17 protein-coding genes are annotated in these 18,909 nt (G+C 71.9%); 8 read left to right on the forward strand and 9 right to left on the reverse strand.

Going from position 1 to position 18,909, the window contains the following annotated elements:
* Nucleotides 1-11: 11 nt before the first annotated feature.
* A complete protein-coding gene (locus tag ACFW01_RS10190; protein ID WP_384502884.1) occupies nucleotides 12-1,814 on the reverse strand; it encodes an ABC transporter ATP-binding protein in 1,803 nt (600 codons plus the stop codon).
* 121 nt (nucleotides 1,815-1,935) lie between these two features.
* Here ACFW01_RS10190 and ACFW01_RS10195 point away from each other — a divergent pair, with 121 nt between their 5' ends.
* Nucleotides 1,936-2,403, forward strand: a complete 468-nt coding sequence (locus tag ACFW01_RS10195; protein ID WP_384502886.1) for a MarR family winged helix-turn-helix transcriptional regulator — start codon at nucleotides 1,936-1,938, stop codon at nucleotides 2,401-2,403.
* A gap of 17 nt (nucleotides 2,404-2,420) precedes the next feature.
* Here the strand turns inward: ACFW01_RS10195 and ACFW01_RS10200 are convergent, their stop codons facing one another.
* Complete coding sequence (locus ACFW01_RS10200) at nucleotides 2,421-3,176, reverse strand: L,D-transpeptidase family protein (RefSeq protein ID WP_384502888.1); 756 nt, start codon at nucleotides 3,174-3,176, stop codon at nucleotides 2,421-2,423.
* Between the two features lie 182 nt (nucleotides 3,177-3,358).
* On the opposite strand from ACFW01_RS10200, the gene ACFW01_RS10205 reads away from it, so the two are divergent.
* The 4 genes from ACFW01_RS10205 to ACFW01_RS10220 all read left to right on the forward strand — a co-directional run bounded on the left by ACFW01_RS10205 (nucleotide 3,359) and on the right by ACFW01_RS10220 (nucleotide 8,298).
* Nucleotides 3,359-5,248, forward strand: a complete 1,890-nt coding sequence (locus tag ACFW01_RS10205) for an ABC transporter ATP-binding protein (RefSeq protein ID WP_384502890.1) — start codon at nucleotides 3,359-3,361, stop codon at nucleotides 5,246-5,248.
* Nucleotides 5,245-7,026 carry an ABC transporter ATP-binding protein gene (locus tag ACFW01_RS10210; protein WP_234957466.1) on the forward strand — a complete coding sequence of 594 codons (1,782 nt, stop codon included), beginning with the start codon at nucleotides 5,245-5,247 and terminating at the stop codon, nucleotides 7,024-7,026. The genes ACFW01_RS10205 and ACFW01_RS10210 overlap by 4 nt, the downstream gene beginning before the upstream one ends.
* 456 nt (nucleotides 7,027-7,482) lie before the next feature.
* Complete coding sequence (locus ACFW01_RS10215; protein WP_234957467.1) at nucleotides 7,483-7,953, forward strand: DUF5709 domain-containing protein; 471 nt, start codon at nucleotides 7,483-7,485, stop codon at nucleotides 7,951-7,953.
* 63 nt (nucleotides 7,954-8,016) lie between these two features.
* Complete coding sequence (locus ACFW01_RS10220) at nucleotides 8,017-8,298, forward strand: type B 50S ribosomal protein L31 (RefSeq protein WP_384502893.1); 282 nt, start codon at nucleotides 8,017-8,019, stop codon at nucleotides 8,296-8,298.
* 20 nt (nucleotides 8,299-8,318) lie between these two features.
* On the opposite strand, the gene ACFW01_RS10225 is transcribed toward ACFW01_RS10220, so the two are convergent.
* Nucleotides 8,319-9,113 (reverse strand): metal-dependent hydrolase, encoded by a 795-nt coding sequence (locus tag ACFW01_RS10225; protein WP_234957469.1) that lies wholly within the window; start codon nucleotides 9,111-9,113, stop codon nucleotides 8,319-8,321.
* A gap of 145 nt (nucleotides 9,114-9,258) precedes the next feature.
* Here ACFW01_RS10225 and ACFW01_RS10230 point away from each other — a divergent pair, with 145 nt between their 5' ends.
* Together ACFW01_RS10230 and ACFW01_RS10235 are read left to right on the forward strand one after the other, a co-directional pair.
* The gene (locus ACFW01_RS10230; protein ID WP_234957470.1) at nucleotides 9,259-11,772 is read left to right on the forward strand and encodes a DEAD/DEAH box helicase; all 2,514 of its coding nucleotides are present in this window, start codon (nucleotides 9,259-9,261) and stop codon (nucleotides 11,770-11,772) included.
* A gap of 19 nt (nucleotides 11,773-11,791) precedes the next feature.
* Nucleotides 11,792-12,658 (forward strand): acyl-CoA thioesterase, encoded by an 867-nt coding sequence (locus ACFW01_RS10235; protein WP_384502896.1) that lies wholly within the window; start codon nucleotides 11,792-11,794, stop codon nucleotides 12,656-12,658.
* A gap of 21 nt (nucleotides 12,659-12,679) precedes the next feature.
* On the opposite strand, the gene ACFW01_RS10240 is transcribed toward ACFW01_RS10235, so the two are convergent.
* On the reverse strand, nucleotides 12,680-13,603 hold the full coding sequence (locus tag ACFW01_RS10240; RefSeq protein WP_384502898.1) for a DUF6397 family protein: 924 nt from the start codon (nucleotides 13,601-13,603) through the stop codon (nucleotides 12,680-12,682).
* 139 nt (nucleotides 13,604-13,742) lie between these two features.
* On the reverse strand, nucleotides 13,743-14,156 hold the full coding sequence (locus tag ACFW01_RS10245) for a roadblock/LC7 domain-containing protein (RefSeq protein ID WP_122620844.1): 414 nt from the start codon (nucleotides 14,154-14,156) through the stop codon (nucleotides 13,743-13,745).
* A gap of 108 nt (nucleotides 14,157-14,264) precedes the next feature.
* On the opposite strand from ACFW01_RS10245, the gene ACFW01_RS10250 reads away from it, so the two are divergent.
* Nucleotides 14,265-14,693, forward strand: coding sequence for a PPOX class F420-dependent oxidoreductase (locus ACFW01_RS10250; protein ID WP_384502900.1), 429 nt, complete (start codon nucleotides 14,265-14,267; stop codon nucleotides 14,691-14,693).
* Between the two features lie 19 nt (nucleotides 14,694-14,712).
* Here ACFW01_RS10250 and ACFW01_RS10255 read toward each other — a convergent pair whose 3' ends face one another.
* From ACFW01_RS10255 to ACFW01_RS10270, 4 genes are all read right to left on the reverse strand, one after another.
* Nucleotides 14,713-15,354 (reverse strand): ATP/GTP-binding protein, encoded by a 642-nt coding sequence (locus ACFW01_RS10255; protein ID WP_234957474.1) that lies wholly within the window; start codon nucleotides 15,352-15,354, stop codon nucleotides 14,713-14,715.
* 63 nt (nucleotides 15,355-15,417) lie between these two features.
* Nucleotides 15,418-15,831, reverse strand: a complete 414-nt coding sequence (locus tag ACFW01_RS10260; protein WP_384502903.1) for a DUF742 domain-containing protein — start codon at nucleotides 15,829-15,831, stop codon at nucleotides 15,418-15,420.
* A gap of 18 nt (nucleotides 15,832-15,849) precedes the next feature.
* Entirely contained in the window at nucleotides 15,850-16,287 is a 438-nt protein-coding gene (locus ACFW01_RS10265; RefSeq protein ID WP_234957476.1) for a roadblock/LC7 domain-containing protein, read from the reverse strand.
* Nucleotides 16,284-18,866, reverse strand: a complete 2,583-nt coding sequence (locus ACFW01_RS10270) for a nitrate- and nitrite sensing domain-containing protein (protein WP_384502905.1) — start codon at nucleotides 18,864-18,866, stop codon at nucleotides 16,284-16,286. The genes ACFW01_RS10265 and ACFW01_RS10270 overlap by 4 nt, the downstream gene beginning before the upstream one ends.
* Between the last annotated feature and the right edge of the window lie 43 nt (nucleotides 18,867-18,909).

The following is an 18,909-nucleotide window of genomic DNA, read 5'->3' on the forward strand; positions in this document are numbered from 1 at the left end:
CTGGCATATCGTCATTTTGTCGGCTCCAGTCGGGCGTCTCTGCGGACCAGTGCCGCGTAGCGTCCGTCCCGCTCCAGGAGTTCCTCGTGCGTGCCCTGTTCGGCCAGGCGCCCCGAGTCGAGGACGACGATGCGGTCGGCGTCCCGGACGGTGGACAGGCGGTGGGCGATGGTGACCGTGGTGCGGTTGGCGGACAGCGCGTCGATGGCGTCCTGCACGGCGGCCTCGGTACGGGTGTCCAGCGCGCTGGTCGCCTCGTCGAGGACCAGGACGGGCGGGTCGCGCAGGATGGTCCGCGCGATGGCCAGACGTTGCTTCTCCCCGCCGGAGAATCGGTGGCCGCGCTCGCCGACCACCGTGTCGTAGCCGTCGGGCAGGGCGGCGATGTGGTCGTGGATCTGGGCCGCCCGCGCGGCCGCCTCCAGTTCGGCGTCGGTGGCGTCCGGCTTGGCGAAGCGCAGGTTCTCGGCGACCGAGGCGTGGAAGAGGTACGTCTCCTGCGAGACCACGCCGATCCCCCGGGCGAGGGTGTCGAAGTCCAGGTCGCGCACGTCGACCCCGTCGAGGGTGACACGGCCGTCCGTCGCGTCGTACAGGCGCGGCACCAGGTGGCCGAGGGTGGACTTGCCGGCGCCGGTCGGGCCGACGACGGCGAGACTGCTGCCCGCCGGGACGGTGATGTCGATGCCGTCGAGGACCGCGGAGCCCTTGCCGTCGTAGCGGAACCCGACGCCCTCGAAGCGGACCTCGCCCTTGATGTGGTCGAGGTGGACCGGCTCGTCGCGTTCGGTGATGTCGATCGGCAGGTCGAGGTACTCGAAGATGCGCTGGAAGAGCGCGAGCGACGCCTGGATCTGGACACCGGTCGACAGAAGGCTCACGGCCGGACGGAACAGGCCCTGCTGGAGCGAGACGAAGGCGACGATCGTGCCGAGGGAGACCTCCGGCCCGCCCAACTGGAGGGCGATGCCGGCGGTCCAGTAGATGACGGCCGGCATGGCGGCCATGACGATCGTGATGACGGCCATCCTCCAGCGGCCCGCCATGTTCGACCGCACCTCGAGGTCGACCAGCCCCTCGGACTCGTCCGCGAAGGCGCGGGTGAGCGAGTCCGAGCGGCCCATGGTGCGGCCGAGCAGGATGCCGCTGACGGAGAGCGACTCGGTGACCGTGGCGGCCATCGCGGCCATCTGCTTCTGACGCCGGGTGGTGATCTTCCGGCGCTCCTTGCCGACGCGGCGGCTGATCCACACGAACACCGGGAGCAGGAGCAGCGAGACGACGGTCAGGCGCCAGTCGAGGACGACCATGGCGGCGACGGTGGCGACCACGCTGGTGAGGTTGGAGACCAAGGAGGTCGCCGTGGAGGTGACGGTCGCCTGCATGCCGCCGATGTCGTTGGCGATACGGGACTGGACCTCGCCCGTGCGGGTGCGGGTGAAGAAGGCGAGGGACATCTTCTGGAGCCGGCCGTAGACGGCGGTGCGCAGGTCGTGCATGACACGCTGGCCCACGGTCGTGGAGATCAGCGTCTGCAGCACGCCGAAGACGCTGGTGAGGACGGCGCCGAGGATCATGCCGAGGGCGAGCAGGCTCAGCAGGCCGGTGCGCCCCTCGGGGATCGCGACATCCAGGATCTCCTTCAGGAGGAAGGGCGTGGCGACCGAGACGAGCGAGGCGGCGCCGACCAGCAGTCCGACGACCGCGAGGCGGCCCCGGTAGGGGCGGAACAGCTTCAGGATGCGTCGCACCTGCCGGGGCTGTTCCTCGGCGTCGGCGGGTGCGGTCCAGGTGGACGCGCGATCGGGTTGCATGGGCTCCTACGGGTGTGTCGGCAGTGGGAGGGCCGGCGGATCCCTCGGACCGCCGGCCTTGCGGAGCATAGGTCATTGTTACCTATACTCACAATGAATATCGTCCTGATATTGTTCCCGCATGACCGCCTGCGATCCCGACGGCCTGCTCGCCGAGCAGTTGCTGCGGCTCACCCGCCGGGTGCACCGCATCCAGAAGCGCCACCTGGAGCACCGCGCCCTCGGCATCACTCCGGCCCAGTCCCGGCTGCTGCGCACCCTGGCGCACTACGGTTCGCCGCCCCGCATGGCCGACCTGGCCGAGCGCCTCGAGGTGGTTCCCCGGGCGGTGACGACGCTGGTCGACGGGCTGGAGGCGGCCGGGAAGGTGCGGCGTGCCCCGGATCCGGCCAATCGCAGGGTCATCCGGATCGAACTCACCGACGACGGACGCACCGCCCTGAGCGAACTGCGCGGCGCCCGCCGAGCGGCGGCGGAGGAGATCCTGGCACCGCTGTCGGACGAGCAGCGCGCGGTGCTCGGCGGTCTGCTGGACACGCTGGTCGACGGCCCCGGCTGCGGACCGGACCGGAGCGCCACCGGGAGCTGAGGCGGTCCCGGACGCTGTCAGGCCTTCAGCCGTGCCTTGTCCCCCATCACCACCACGGGACGTGCGTCCGGATCCAGCGTGCGCAGCAGGTACTCCATCGCCGGCTTGGGCAGGCTGACACAGGCCGACGTGCCGCTCCCGTGGTCCATGTGCAGCCAGATCCCGCCACCCTTGGACGCGCCCCGGGGACGGGTCGGGTCGTTCGGCGAGGTGCCCTTGACGCGGTTGTAGTCGATGGCGATCACGTAGTCGAAGTCGTGCCAGTACGACTTCGCCCACCATCTCGGCGCCGCGAAGGACGCGGAACGGGTGTACGGCAGCCCGGTACCCGGGGCGGGATCCGGGTCCGGGAGTACTCCGCCGGCATCGCTCAGCGTGAAGACGCCTACGGGGCTGCGCTTGTCGTTCTCGCGGTGGTCGGTCGTCCACCCCTTCGTGCCGTTGTGCGCGGCCCAACTGCGGGCGCGGTGCCAGGCGGAGCCCTGCTTCGTGTAGAGCACCACGGTGGCGTCGGCGGAGTCCGGGCCGTCGCCGTACACCGCCACGACCTGCCGGGAACCGGCCGGCACCAGCCGCTGGTACCGGTCGCCGACGCCGGGGAGCCGTGTCGGGTCGGCCGTGGCACTCGCGTGCCCGGCCCCGTCGGCCGGCCGGCTCCCCCGGGCCTCCGCGCCGCCCCCGGAGGGGCCGCCGCAGCCGGCCAGCGCCGCCACCGTCAGGGATCCCAGGGCCGCCATCGCGACCGCCGCACGCCGTGCGCCACCACTTCCCATCGGTCCATGGTCGCACTCGCGTCCCCAACGCCCGGCGCGAGTACTGCGGAAGCAGCCTGATCCGTTCCCCACCGCGGAAAACCGCTTGATTTTGGGCATGCCGCGACGCGAACCTTTCACGGTTTGCAGCCTCTCGATGCCGTGTGGCAACGGCACCCCCTGACACGAGCCACTGGGACGTCATGCAGATCCAAGACCTTCCGTATCCCGACCCGGGTGTGCCGGACGCACGCTCGGGCTCCCGCTTCCTGTGGTGGCTGTTCCGCAACCAGCTGGGCGGCCAACTCAAGTCACTGGCCTGGGGCATGCTGCACTTCGCCTCCGTCTCCGCCCTGCCCTTCTGCGTCGGGCTCGCCATCCAGGCCGTCGTCGACCGGTCCGGCAGCCGGCTCGCCCTCGCGGGCGGCCTCATGGCGCTGTGCTGCGCCGGCAACGCGCTCGGCGACACCTTCCTGCACCGCGCCGCCGTCACCAACTGGATCACCTCCGCGGCCCGAGTCCAGCAACTCCTCGCCCGCAAGGCCGCGCTGCTCGGTTCGGCACTGACCCGGCGCGTCGCGGCCGGCGAGGTCGTGGCCGTGTCCACCGGCGACGTCGAGAAGATCGGCTGGTTCGTGGAGGCCGTCTCCCGCTTCACCGCGGCCGCGCTCACCATCGTGCTGGTCTGCGTGGCGCTCGTCGTCTACCAGCCGGCCCTCGGCGTCGTCGTGATCCTGGGCCTGCCGGTGCTGGCCCTCGCGGTACTGCCCCTCCTGCCCCGGGCCACTCGGCGGGCCGACGTCCAGCGCGAGAAGGCCGGCCGGGCCACCGAACTCGCCTCCGACACCGTCGCTGGCCTGCGTGTGCTGCGCGGCATCGGCGGGGAGGCACTCTTCCTCGACCGCTACCGGAGCGCCTCCCAGGAGGTGCGTCACGCGGCCGTGCGCAGCGCGCGCATGTGGTCCCTGATCTCCGCGATCCAGGTGCTGCTGCCGGGCCTGCTGCTGATCGCGGTGGTCTGGCACGGCGTCCACCTGGCCCGCGAGGGCCGCATCGGCATCGGCGAACTCGTCACCGTCTACAGCTCCGTCATGCTCCTCACCTACCCTCTGCGGCACTTCGAGGAGATCGCCATGGCGTACTCCTTCTCCAAGCCCTCGGCCAAGCGGGCCGCCCGGGTGCTGGCGCTGGAACGGGCCACGGACACCGCGGGGACGCGCACCGCCGAGACCCCGACCGGCGATCTGTACGACCCCGCCACTGGTCTCCTCGCCCCGTCGGGCCGGTTCACCGCCGTGGTGTGCGGCGACCCGGACACGGCCGGACGTCTGGCGGAACGACTCGGCGGACACCCCTCGGAGGACGGCACGTCGGCGCTGCTGGGCGGGGTGCCGCTCGACGAGCTGCCCCTCGGATCCGCCCGCACGGCCGTCCTGGTGCAGGACAAGGACCCGGTGCTGCTCTCCGGCACCCTCCGCGAACTGCTCGACGTACCCGCCTCCGGCGCGGTGAGCGCGGAGGACGCGCTGGCCGCCGCCCAGTGCGGCGACGTGCTGGCCGCGCTCGCGCAGGGCTCGCTCGATGTGAAGGATCCCATGGACACTCGCATCACCGAGCGGGGCCGCTCGCTGTCGGGCGGCCAGCGCCAGCGGCTCGCCCTGGCCCGGTCCCTGGTCACGGACCCGGGAGCGCTCGTCCTGGACGAACCGACCTCCGCCGTGGACTCGCACACCGAGGCACGGATCGCGGAGGGCGTACGGGCGCTGCGCGCGGGGCGCACCACGGTGGTGTTCACCTCGTCGCCCCTGCTGCTGGACCGCGCGGACCGGACCGTGTTCCTGCACGAGGGCGAGGTCGCCGCGACCGGCACGCACCGGGACCTGCTGCACACCGAGCCGCGGTACCGGGCGGTGGTGACCCGCGAGACCGACGAGGAGACGACAGCCCGCACGGACGTGACCGCGGTCGGCGGGCGCAAGGCCGGCGGCCGCCCGGCGAAGACCCCGGACGACGACGTCCTGGGCGCTGACGACGTACTGCGCCACGACGGCGACGTACTGCACCGACTGGAAGAGATCGAGGAGAAGGCATGATCGGCGTCGCACCACCGTCGTACGACCCGGCGGCCCCCACGACGGCGAACACCCTCCCCGTCGGCGCTCCCGCGACCGTCCGCGCCTACACGGGCGAACTGCTGCGCCGGCACCGCCGGGCGTTCCTGCTCCTCGTCACGGTCAACACCGTCGCCGTGATCGCCTCGATGGCAGGCCCCTACCTGCTGGGCGGGCTCGTGGAACGGGTGTCGGACGGCGCCCGTGAGCTGCATCTCGGCCTCACCGCCACGTTCTTCGTGCTCGCGCTCGCCGTGCAGGCGCTGTTCGTCCGCGAGGTGCGGCTGCGCGGGGCCATGCTCGGCGAACGGATGCTGGCCGATCTGCGCGAGGACTTCCTCGTGCGGTCGGTCGGACTGCCGCCCGGCGTGCTGGAACGGGCCGGTACCGGGGACCTGCTCTCCCGGATCACCACGGACATCGACCGGCTCGCCAACGCCATGCGCGAGGCGGTGCCACAGCTGGCGATCGGTGCCGTGTGGGTGGTGCTGCTGCTCGGCGGACTGGTGGTCACCGCTCCGCCGCTGGCACCGGTGGTGCTGATCGCGGTGCCGCTTCTGGTGATCGGCTGCCGCTGGTACTTCCGGCGGGCACCCTCCGCCTACCGGTCCGAGGCCGCCGGGTACGCCGCGGTGGCCGCCGCGCTCGCCGAGACGGTGGACGCCGGACGCACCGTCGAGGCGCACCGTCTGGACGCCCGGCGCATCGAGCTGTCGGAGCAGCGGATCAGGGAGTGGACGGCTTGGGAGCGCTACACGCTCTGGCTGCGTTCGGTGCTCTTCCCGGTCATCAACGTCACCCATGTGACCGTGCTCGCCTCCGTCCTGCTGATCGGCGGTGTGTTCGTCCTGCAGGGCTGGATCGGGGTAGGGCAGATGACTACGGCCGCCCTGATCGCGCAGATGCTGGTCGACCCGGTCGGCCTCATCCTGCGCTGGTACGACGAGCTCCAGGTGGCCCAGGTCTCCCTGGCACGGCTGGTGGGCGTGCGGGACATCGAGCCGGACGCCGGTGACGGCACCCTGTCCCCCGAGGGACGGGACGTGCACGCCGACCGCGTGCACTTCGGCTACGTCGAGGGCGTGGACGTCCTGCGCAAGGTGTCGCTGGAGGTCGCCCCCGGCACGAGGCTCGCCCTGGTCGGGCCCTCGGGCGCCGGCAAATCCACGCTGGGCAGACTGCTCGCCGGCATCTACGGTCCTCGTGACGGCCGGATCACCCTGGGTGGCGCCGAACTGTCCCGGATGTCCGCGGAGCGGGTCCGTTCCCACGTCGCCCTCGTCAACCAGGAGCACCACGTGTTCGTGGGCTCCCTGCGGGACAACCTCCGGCTTGCCAGAACCGGCGCCACCGACGCCGAGCTGTGGGCGGCGCTGGGCGCGGTCGACGCGGACGCCTGGTCCCGCGCGCTCGACGACGGCCTGGACACCGAGGTCGGCTCGGGAGGCTTCGCTCTCACTCCCGCGCAGGCCCAGCAGATCGCCCTGGCCCGGCTGGTGCTGGCCGACCCGCACACCTTGGTCCTGGACGAGGCGACGTCGCTGCTCGACCCGCGGGCCGCGCGCCATCTCGAACGGTCCCTGGCCCGGGTCCTGGACGGTCGCACGGTGATCGCGATCGCCCACCGGCTGCACACCGCCCATGACGCGGACGTCATCGCCGTGGTCGAGAGCGGCAGGATCAGCGAGCTGGGCAGCCACGACGAGCTGGTGGCGGCGGACGGCGCCTACGCGGCACTGTGGCGGTCCTGGCACGGGTGAGCCCGCGGCGCCCTCCGGGAGTGGGGGCGGATTCGGAATCGGGTTCGAATGCGACCGGGCACGGGCATCGCTCCCGCCCGGTCGGCCCCCGGCGGTGCCGGTACACAGCCCCTCGGTGCCGGACGGCAGGCCTTCGGTGCTTGAGGGCCGCCCATCGGCCCTGGACGGCGGCTCACCCGTGCCGGACCAGGCGGGCGCGGGCCGGGCCGAAGCGGGGGTGCCGGACTGAGCGGCGATGCGGCGAGGAACGGGGTGGACAGGGAGGACGGGCACCCGGGCGGGGCCCGTGCCGTTGCGCGCTCCCGAACCGGAGTGGAAGGCTGGAGGTAGGCACCGGCTCGAGGTGAGCCCGGGGACCATGCGGTTCCGCGACGGGCGAAACCTGTGCCCCGTGCAGCGGCGGCCCGCCGCGGCGCGCGGCGAGAAGGGGCCGGTCCCCACCCCCTGGAGGTACCCGTGAACAGCGCCGACGGATGGGGAGACGACGTCTACCAGCCGGACGGATCGGAGCAGCGGGAGGACACCGGGCTGCTCGACAGCGAGGACACGCTCGAGAACGACGGTGTGGGCGATCCCCTCGATCGCGGCTGGTCCCCGCCGGAGCGCCCCTGGGCGGTGGAACACACCGGCGTGACGGCGGCCGAACGTCACGAGGGCGAGTCCCTCGACCAGCGGCTCGCCGAGGAGCGGCCCGACGTGCTCGCGCCCGAGGGCGACGGGCTGGGGGACGCCGACGGCACCGACGGAGAACTGCTGGACGGCGAGGTGGGCGCCGACCGTTCCGGCCGGCTCGTGGCACCCGACGAGGGGGCGCACGAGGACGAGGAGCCGGCGCTGGTGGCCCTGGACGTGGGCATCGACGGCGCGGCCGCCTCCGCCGAGGAGGCCGCGATGCACGTCGTCGACGAGGACTCGCTGCCCGGCTGACACCCCCCGCGGCGGCACATCCGCGCCGTCCGTTCCATGATCCGCGCGGCACGAGGAGCAGCCATGCAGCAGGACAAGCATCCCGAGTACCGGCCCGTGGTCTTCCGCGACCGCAGTGCCGGCTACGCCTTCCTGACCCGGTCCACCGCGACCAGCGACCAGACCATCTCGTGGGACGACGGGGAGACCTACCCGGTGGTGGAGGTGGAGATCTCCTCGGAGAGCCACCCCTTCTACACGGGCAAGGCGCGAACTGTGGACTCGGAGGGGCGGGTGGCCCGCTTCGAGCGGCGCTACGGTGGCGAGGGCCACGACGAGGGGCAGGGCGCCGGGGCCTCCGGCTGAGGTGCCAGGGCCCGCTTCCCTCAGATGAAGTTGAGCGCCGACGCGCAGCCCACTCCTCCGAGCAGCATGAACGCCGGCATGAGTACCTTCAGCTCCACCCAGCTCCCCGCCCGGAACCGCATCGGCTTCGGCGGCCCGACCGGATACCAGCGCTTCCGGCCCACCGGTATCGGCCAGAGTATGGGGCAGCCCGAGACGGTCAGCGCGTCCCCGATGTCGTGCACCAGCGCGCCGAGGACGACCGGCAGCCCCAGCCACAGGTACTCCTGGCCAGGCGCGGTGAACAGCCAGTCCGCGCCGCCGTCCGGCTTGTCCAGTATCCCGGCGATGATCCACGCGCTCGTCCCGGCCAGCAGCCAGACCAGCACGTCGCTGCTGGAGCCCCGGGTGGCCCGCCACAGCAGGCCCTCGATGGCCAGCACCATGTGCACGAAGAGGATCGCCAGGAGCGCCCAGCGGCCACCCGTGATGGCCAGCACCGACGTGCCCGCGCCGATCAGGACGGCCCACAGCCAGGTGTGTGTGAGGGTGCGGTGCCCGCCCGAGCGGCGCGGGTCGGCCGGCTTCTTCGTGGCCTTGTAGACGGCGTACGACAGCTTGTCCACGATCTCGCACAGCCCCCGGGAGAGCGGCCCGAAGGCCCGGGAGATGGTGGCCGCCTTGTGGTCGAGGTCCGGGGCCAGCGCCGCGCCCGCACAGATCAGGGCCCCCGCGAGCAGCACCGGCCACGGCATCGGGTGTCCCGCGGCGGCGGCCGCCGCTCCGACGCCGAGCCATGCCGCGGCGCCCGAGAGTGAGTGTGCTGGTCCCATCATCGCCGTTGCCCGCCCCATTCCTCGTGTGCCGCTGTGCAGTTGTCCGGGTCCACTGATGCCTCGTCGGCGACCCAGCGTAGCGTTCGTGATCTTCATGCGGACAGCCGATTCCCCCATCACGACGCGAGGCAGGCAAGATGGGGGCGTGACCCTCATCGATCAGCTGCCGCGGACCGCCGACCCCGATGCCCTGTACGAAGCCTTCGAGGCGTGGGCCCAGGAGCGCGGTCTCACGCTCTACCCCCATCAGGAGGAGGCGCTGATCGAGGTGGTCTCCGGGGCGAACGTGATCGTGTCGACGCCCACCGGATCCGGCAAGAGCATGATCGCGGCGGGTGCCCACTTCGCGGCCCTGGCGCGGGACGAGGTCACCTTCTACACGGCTCCGATCAAGGCGCTGGTGTCGGAGAAGTTCTTCGAGCTGTGCAAGATCTTCGGTACCGAGAACGTCGGCATGCTGACCGGCGACGCGTCCGTGAACGCGGACGCGCCCGTCATCTGCTGCACCGCCGAGGTCCTGGCGTCGATCGCGCTGCGCGACGGGAAGCACGCGGACATCGGCCAGGTCGTCATGGACGAGTTCCACTTCTACGCGGAGCCGGACCGCGGCTGGGCCTGGCAGATTCCGCTGCTGGAACTGGAGCAGGCCCAGTTCGTCTTGATGTCGGCGACGCTCGGCGACGTCTCGTTCTTCGAGAAGGACCTGGCCCGCCGCACCGGCCGGCCCACCGCGGTGGTCCGCTCGGCCACCCGCCCGGTGCCGCTCTCCTACGAGTACCGCTACACGCCGCTGACCGAGACGCTCACCGATCTGCTGGCCGCCCGGCAGGCGCCCGTCTACATCGTGCACTTCACACAGGCGCAGGCCGTGGAGCGGGCGCAGGCGCTGATGAGCATCAACATGTGCACGCGTGAGGAGAAGGAACGGATCGCCGACCTGATCGGCAACTTCCGCTTCACCACGAAGTTCGGCCGCAACCTCTCCCGCTACGTCCGGCACGGCATCGGCGTCCACCACGCCGGCATGCTGCCCAAGTACCGGCGGCTGGTGGAGAAGCTTGCGCAGGCCGGTCTGCTCAAGGTGATCTGCGGGACGGACACCCTGGGTGTAGGCGTCAACGTCCCCATCCGGACGGTGCTGTTCACGGCGCTGACCAAGTACGACGGCACCCGGGTGCGCACGCTGCGGGCCCGGGAGTTCCACCAGATCGCGGGCCGGGCGGGCCGTGCCGGGTTCGACACGGAGGGTTTCGTCGTCGCCCAGGCCCCGGAGCACGTCGTCGAGAACGAGAAGGCGCTCGCCAAGGCCGGCGAGGACCCGAAGAAGCGGCGGAAGGTCGTCCGCAAGAAGGCTCCCGAGGGCTTCGTGGCCTGGTCGGAGAGCACGTTCGACAAGCTCATCGGCTCCGATCCGGAGCCGCTGACGTCCCGGTTCCGGGTCACGCACACCATGCTGCTGTCGGTGATCGCCCGCCCGGGCGACGCCTTCGCCGCGATGCGGCACCTGCTGGAGGACAACCACGAGCCGCGCAAGCAGCAGCTGAGGCACATCCGGCGGGCCATCGCCATCTACCGCTCGCTGCTGGACGGCGGCATCGTCGAGAAGCTCGACCGGCCGGACGCCGAGGGGCGCGACGTGCGCCTCACCGTGGATCTCCAGCAGGACTTCGCGCTGAACCAGCCGCTGTCCACGTTCGCCCTGGCGGCCTTCGAGCTGCTGGACCCGGAATCGCCGTCGTACGCGCTGGACATGGTGTCCGTCGTGGAGTCCACGTTGGACGACCCGCGGCAGATCCTCGCCGCCCAGCAGAACAAGGCGCGCGGTGAGGCCGTGGCCGCGATGAAGGCCGACGGTGTCGAGTACGAGGAGCGCATGGAGCGCCTCCAGGACATCACGTACCCGAAGCCTCTGGAGGAGCTGCTCTTCCACGCCTACGACACGTACCGCAGGAGCCACCCCTGGGTCGGTGACCATCCGCTGTCGCCCAAGTCGGTCATCCGTGACATGTACGAGCGGGCGCTGACGTTCACGGAGCAGGTCTCCCACTACGAACTGGCCCGCACCGAGGGCATCGTGCTGCGTTACCTGGCGAGCGCCTACAAGGCCCTGGACCACACCGTCCCGGACGACCTGAAGTCCGAGGACCTTCAGGACCTGATCGAGTGGCTCGGCGAGATGGTGCGCCAGGTCGACTCCAGCCTGCTGGACGAGTGGGAGCAACTCGCCAACCCGGAGGAGATGACCGCCGAGGAGGCACAGGAGAAGGCCGATCAGGTGCGGCCGGTCACCGCCAACGCGCGGGCCTTCCGGGTCCTGGTCCGCAACGCCATGTTCCGCCGGGTCGAACTCGCCGCCCTCGACCATGTCGACGAGCTGGGCGAGATGGACGCGGAGGCGGGCTGGGACGCGGACGCGTGGGGCGAGGCGATGGACAAGTACTGGGACGAGTACGACGACCTCGGCACCGGTCCCGACGCCCGCGGCCCGAAGCTGCTGGTGATCGAGGAGGAGCCGCAGAACGGTCTGTGGCGCGTGCGGCAGATCTTCGACGACCCGAATGACGACCACGACTGGGGCATCAGCGCTCAGGTCGACCTCACGGCCTCCGACGCGGAGGGCCGGGCTGTCGTCCGCGTCACCGATGTCGGCCAGCTGTGAGCACAGGAGAACCCCGCCCATGACGAATCCGGCCGAGAGCCTCGTCGCCCTGCTCGACCTGGAGCAGATCGAGGTCAACATCTTCCGTGGCCGCAGCCCCGAGGAGTCGCTGCAGCGGGTCTTCGGCGGACAGGTGGCGGGCCAGGCGCTGGTCGCCGCCGGCCGCACCACGGACGGCGACCGCCCGGTGCACTCGCTGCACGCGTACTTCCTGCGTCCCGGACGTCCGGGCGTGCCGATCGTGTACCAGGTCGAACGGGACAGGGACGGACGGTCCTTCACGACCCGGCGGGTCACCGCGGTACAGCAGGGCCGCACGATCTTCACGCTCACCGCCTCCTTTCACAAGCCTGAACAGGGGAGTTTCGAGCACCAGCTGCCGCCGGCCCGCGAGGTCCCGCACCCGGAGTCGCTGCCGACGGTGGCCGACGAGGTGCGGGAGCACTTGGGCGCGCTGCCCGAGCAGTTGGAGCGGATGGCCCGCCGTCAGCCCTTCGACATCCGCTACGTCGACCGGCTGCGGTGGAGCGCCGAGGAGGTCAAGGGCGCCGAGCCGCGCAGTGCGGTGTGGATGCGGGCGGTCGGGCGGCTCGGCGACGATCCGCTCGTACACACCTGCGCACTGACCTACGCCAGCGACATGACCCTGCTGGACGCCGTACGCATCCCGGTGGAACCGCTGTGGGGTCCCAGGGGCTTCGACATGGCGTCGCTGGACCACGCCATGTGGTTCCACCGGCCGTTCCGCGCGGACGAGTGGTTCCTGTACGACCAGGAGTCGCCGATCGCGACCGGCGGACGGGGCCTGGCGCGCGGGCGGATCTACGACACCGAGGGACGCATGCTGGTGTCCGTAGTCCAGGAGGGGCTCTTCCGGGCCCTTTAGGTCACCGGGCAGGCCACGGGGTCAGGCGTCTCTTCGCCACAGCCTGCCGAGCAGACCGCGCAGCCTCCTGGGCTCCTCGGTGTCGTCCGGCGTGGGCTCCGGTTGCTGCGGGGCAGGAGCGGTGCGAAGGGCCGGTCCGGGCGCGGGGCGCTGCTCGCGGGCGGCTGCCACCGCGTCCGCCAGGTCCGCGCGCAACCAGTCGATCTCGTCCGGGTCCACCGCCGTCATGATTTCCTCGGCGAGTTGTGCGGCGGGGGACCCGGGCGAGCCGTGAGCCGGCCGCACGGGGTGGAACCGGCGCAGGTACGAACGCTCGTAGGGATCCTTGACGACCGCGGCGACCTCGGTGGTGTCGAGCAGGGACGCCACGGCCGCCGCACGGGCCCAGGGGTCGTCGGCCTGGCGGAGCAGGAAACCCAGGTGCCGCCCCCTCCAGTTGCGGGGGCGCAGGTCCAGCCCCTCCCCCAGCTGGCCTCGCAGTCCCTCGGGCGTGCGGCCCTTGAGAAGTGCGACGTTCCGCTCGTCGGCGGCGAAATGCCGCAGTTCGTCGGCGAGGTACAACCAGACGACGGCTCGATACCGGTTGACGTAGAACTTCACGGGGACCAGCAGCCCCAGCCGTGCGAGGCGGGTGAAGCGGACCTTGGTCACGTCCATGAGGGCCGCACCCTCCGTGGTCCCCAAGGTCCGGACGCCCGCCCTCAGGGTCTCGGGGAAACCCTCCGCCGCCCGGATCCGCTCGATCTCGTCGCGGGTGACGCGCCCGCCGCCTCCTACGTCGTCGGGCACGGTGCGGATGCGGCCGAGGTGGACGGCGAGGTCGAACTCGCTTCGTTTGAGGCCCAGTACTCGCGCCGCACGCCCTGGCGTGAGAGGGGCGTCCCGGGTACTGCCGGTCTGCTCGGTGGCCGCTGAGAATGCGCGCGTGACGGTGCTGCCGGACATGCTCGTCTCCCCCGTGGAGTGTTCGGCCGGCACCGTGCGTGCCCGCCTGACACGAAAAACCGTAGCCGCTGCGACGGCATCCGCGTCCGGCCTGTGGAAAACTCCGCCGCCCACCCCACGACGGTGTTGGATGTGCAGGTCAGAGGTCTGTGGGCGATATTCGTCCCGGCTGCCGTGCGTCGACGTCGAGGTGCTCGCCGACCCGGTTCACGAGCAGAGTCATCTCGTACGCGATCTGCCCGATGTCGACCTCGGCCCCGCTGAGCACGCACAGGCAGCTGCCCGAGCCCGCCGCCGTCACGAACAGCACGGCGTCGTCGAACTCGACCATCGTCTGCCGTACCTGGCCGGCACCGAAGTGCCGGCCCGAGCCCTTGGCCAGACTGTGCAGCCCGGACGAGACGGCCGCGAGGTGTTCGGCGTCCTCGCGTCGCAGTCCCGTACTGGCTCCGGTCACCAGGCCGTCGTTGGACAGGACCAGCGCATGCCGGACGTGCTCGACGCGCGCGGTCAGGTCGTCCAGCAGCCAGCCGAGTCCCTGGTTCTGCACCATTGATCCGAACTCCCCGTGTCGTCCCCGTATGCCTTGCCTCCCCCTGGCCGGGGGATCTGTCCGCCAGCCTTCCCCACGCCAGTGCTCCGGGCAAGGAGGATGGGGTGCATGGCACAGAAGATGACCGATGAGGAATGGCGGGCGTTCGTCTCGGACGGCACCCGGACCGGAAAGCTCTCGACCGTCCGGGCGGACGGCAGTCCGCATGTGGCGCCGATCTGGTTCCTCCTGGACGGGGACGACATCGTGTTCAACACCGGCAAGAACACGGTGAAGGGGCGCAATCTGGCCCGCGACGGCAGGATCGCCCTGTGCGTGGACGACGACCGGCCGCCGTTCCATTTCGTGGTGCTGCAGGGACGTGCCCGGATCTCGGAGGACCTCGACGAACTCCGGCACTGGGCGGGCCGCATCGGGGCGCGCTACATGGGTGAGGAACGTGCCGATGAGTTCGGGGCGCGCAACGGCGTCCCGGGCGAACTCCTCGTCCGTGTCGCCGTGGACAAGGTCCTCGCCCAGAAGTCCGTCGCGGACTGAGGGCGCGGGCTGAGGCACGTCAGCGCACGGAGTCGAGCAGCCGGGCGGTGTGCATCCGCCCGGCGTACTCGACGAGGCGGATCAGGACCTCCTTGCCCGAGTCGCGGTCCCGGGCGTCGCACAGCACCACGGGTGTTCCGGAGTCCAGGTCGAGGGCGCGCAGTACGTCCTGGGCCTCGTGCCGGCGTGCTCCGGTGAAGCAGTTGACGGCCACCACGAACGGGATGTGCCGGTGCTCGAAGTAGTCGACCGCCGGGAAGCAGTCCGCCAGCCGCCGGGTGTCCGCGAGGACGACGGCCCCGAGCGCGCCCTGCGACAACTCGTCCCAGAGAAACCAGAAGCGGTCCTGCCCCGGTGTGCCGAAGAGGTAGAGGGAGAGACCGGACCGGATGGTGATCCGCCCGAAGTCCATCGCGACGGTGGTGGTGACCTTGCGGTCGATGCCACCGGTGTCGTCCACCAACCGACCGGCCTCGCTGAGCAGTTCTTCCGTGCGCAGCGGCCTGATCTCGCTGACCGCGCCCACCAGGGTGGTCTTGCCCACGCCGAACCCTCCGGCGACGAGGATCTTCAGCGCCAGCGCGGCCGACTCGCCGTCCGTGGCATCTGAGTGTGCGGCATGTTCGGCGTGTTCGGCGTGTTCGGCGTGTTCGGAGACCATTGATCACTTCTCTCGGTCCGGGTGGTCGTACGCGTGCGTGCCGGTCATGGTCCTCGGCCTTCTCTACAGTGCGCGCAGTCCGTCGATCACTTCGCGCAGAATCCGTTCGTCGGGCAACTGGGCCGGCGGCACCGGACGGCTGACGGTCACGCAGCCCACTTCCACCAGGTCCCCGAGGAGCACCCTGACGACTCCCACGGGGAGATCGGCGTCCGCCGCGAGTTCGGCGACCGACTGGGTCTCGGTGCGGCACAGCTCGAGCAGCGTGCGGTGTTCCGGTCCGAGCACGGTGACGTCGCTGCCCGGCGCGCCCGGGACCCGCGTCACGAGGGCGATGAGGTCGAAGCGTACGCCCGTGGGTCCGGGCCTGGTGCGCCCGCCGGTCATCGCGTAGGGGCGGACCAGGGGCCCCGCCTCGTTGTCGTACCACTGGCTGCCCGGCTGTTCCCGGCCGCCGTCCGTGCTCTCGTCGGTCATCCGTGCGGCCCTTCCGGGTCATCCGCCGAAGGGTGGCCGTGCGACGGCGCGCGGCGCGGTGTGGAGGTGCTCGCCGACGCGTCTGACCAGCCGCGCCATCTCGTAGGCCACGAGGCCGATGTCGGCACTCACGGCGGTGAGGACGGCCAGGCAGGAGCCGTCGCCCGCGGCGGCCACGAACAGGAAGCCGTCGTCCATCTCGACCATGGTCTGGCGCACGCCCCCGGCGCCGAAGTGACGGCCCGCGCCCTTGGCCAGGCTGTGAAAACCGGAGGCGACCGCGGCCAGGTGTTCGGCGTCCTCCCGCCCCAGGCCGGCCGACGCGCCCACGGCGAGCCCGTCGTTCGACAGCACGACGGCATGCCGTACTTCGTGAACGCAGCCGACCAGGTCGTCCAGCAGCCAGTCGAGTTCGCGGGTCCGCCGGGCGGTCCCCGTGCCGGGGTCGTGGATCATGCGAGGTCTCCTTCGCTGCTGTGGCCGGCCTGCGGGGCCGGCTGCTCCGCGTGGCCGGGCCGGCGTCCACCCCCGCGGGTCCAGCCGTCGCGGTAGGCGGTCATGCGGTCCCGCACCGCTTGGGGTGTGCGCTCTTCGTCGCCGCGCGACTGGGGCGGGCGAGCGGGTTCCGCGGGGCGCCCGTCCCGCAGTTGGGGTGCGAGGCTGGCCTGGCGTACCCGCCGGGGCAGGTTGTCGGACTCCGCGGCCGGGTCCGGTGTGAAGTCTCCGAAGCCGTCGCCGTCAGTGTCGTCGGCGGAGTCGTCCGGGACGTCGGGGGATCGGTGCAGTCGCAAGGCGGGGGCTCCTGGGGGCCGGTTCGGAGCCGTCGTCTCCACGGTCACCGGTGCGGCGGACGTCAGTGCCGGGCGGCCGGACGGCGCGGGCACGGTCTCCCGGTGCGCGGCGGCGTGCGGCACGCGCGTGTACAGGCGCTCCGCTGGCGGGGCCGCCTCGTGTGCCGCCCCTGGGGAGCGTTCCGCGGTTCCGCTGTGCAGGAGCGCGGTGGGCAACAGGACGACGGCCGTGGTACCGCCGTAGGGAGAGGTCTTGAGGTGGACTTTGATGTCCTGTCGGGCGGCGAGGCGGCTGACGACGAAGAGGCCGAGCCGGTCGCTGTCGAACAGGTCGAGTGCCTCGGAGCGGGTGATGCGGTCGTTGGCCTCGGCGAGACTGTCCTTGCCCATGCCGAGGCCGCGGTCCTCGACCTCGATCGCATAGCCGTTGCCGACGGGTTCTCCGGTGACACGCACGCGCGTGTGGGGCGGGGAGAACTGCGCGGCGTTCTCGATGATCTCGGCCAAGAGGTGCGTGAGGTCGGCGACGGCCGCGCCGACGACGGACGCCTCGGGGAGCTGCCGTACCTCCACGCGCGCGTAGTCCTCCACTTCGGAGACGGCCGCACGGACCACGTCGGTGAGGGAGACCGGCATGCGCCAGGCCCGTCCGGGCGCCGCGCCGGAGAGGATGATCAGGCTCTCGGCGTGGCGCCGCATGCGGGTGGTGAGGTGGTCGAGGCGGAAGAGGTCGTTCAGTTCGTTCGGGTCGTCGGAGCGGCGTTCCATGCTGTCCAGGAGGCTCAGTTGGCGGTGGACGAGGACCTGGCTGCGGCGGGCGAGGTTCACGAAGACGCCGGAGATGCCGCTGGCGAGTTCGGCGCGTTCCACCGCGGCCCGCAGCGCCGCCCGGTGCACGGTGCCCAGGGCTTCGGCGACCTGGCCGGCCTCGTCCTCGGCAGCCGGTTCGGGTGGCGCCTCGGACCGGATGTCGATCTCCTCCCCCGCACGCAGTCTGCGCATGGCTTCCGGGAGCTTGTGCCGGGCGATCTCCAGGGCGCTGTTGCGCAGGCTCACCAGCTCGACCACCAGGCCACGGCCGATGCGGACGGAGATGACGAGCGAGGCGACGACGGCGAGAAGTCCGAGGAGGACCGCGGCCCCGGCCGGGGTGAGCGCACCGCGGGTGAACGGATCGGCCCGGTCGGCCACTCCCCGCGCGGCGTCCCGCTCCAGCGTCCGCATGCCGTCCCGTAGGCGCGCGTGGGCCCCGTCCCAGGCGGCGAGGGGTGCCGCCACCTCGACCGGACGGTCCTGAGCCGAGGAGTCCAGCAGGCCGTCCTCGGCCTTGCCCACGGTCGTATAGGCGGCGTCGCGGGCGAGGTCCTGCCAGGCCGCGCGTTCGGAACCGCGCAGGTCGGTGACGGCGGACTCGGTGAGACTCCGTCGTGTGTCGACGGCGCCGGTGAACAGGCGCAGCCGCTCGCCGTCGAGGCGGCCGGCGAGGCGAGCGGCGGCGAGCAGGGTGTTCTCCTGGGCCAGGGCCTCGCCCGCGCGGGCGAACTCGACCAGCACGCGCGCGTCGGAGCCCAGGTCCGCGTCCTGGATCCCGCTCAGCGCGCCGCCCACGCGGAAGGCGGCCGAGATGGCCGTCGTGTACCGGCGGTAGGTCTCCTCCCAGGCGGTGCGGCGGTCCAGGACGGCGGTTCGCAGCGGTCCCAGCCGTTCGGCGCCGGTCACGAACGCGTCGAGCCGCCGTGCCACTCCGGCGGGCAGTTCCTCGCCGTCGGCGACCGTGTGGCGGTCGCCGAGCCGCAGCTTCGCCACGGCGCGGTCCGTGCGCTCGGACAGTTCCCGGTAGTCGGCGTCCGGCACCGCCGACGGGTCGGTGGCGTGGCGCACGGCCGCGAGGCGCTCGGCCTGCAGGGCGGCCACGGCCGCGCTGACGGGGGCCCGGACGCCGGCGTCCACGCGCTGCACCTGCCTCAGCCGGGAGATGTCCTGGGCGGTGGTGACGGTGGCGTACGCCCACAGGGCCAGCAGGGAGACGACGGGCACCATCAGCAGGCAGACGATCCTGGCGCGCACGGTCCGGGGCTGGACTCGCCCGCGCCACGCGCGCGTGGCAGCCGATTCGGGTGCCTCGCCCGTGGGCTCCACCGGGCCCTCGTCGGCAGGTGGTCCGGCGTGCGCGCGACGACCGCGCGTGGGTGGCCGGGACGGCGTGTCGGCGCCGTTTGCGGGGGTCGTACGGGGTGTACGCATGGCCTCCTCGCTCGGGACGGGGGTCGGGGCGTGGTCGCCGGGC

Source organism: Streptomyces sp. NPDC058985 (assembly GCF_042740985.1).
In the GTDB taxonomy this organism is placed as follows: Bacteria; Actinomycetota; Actinomycetes; order Streptomycetales; family Streptomycetaceae; genus Streptomyces.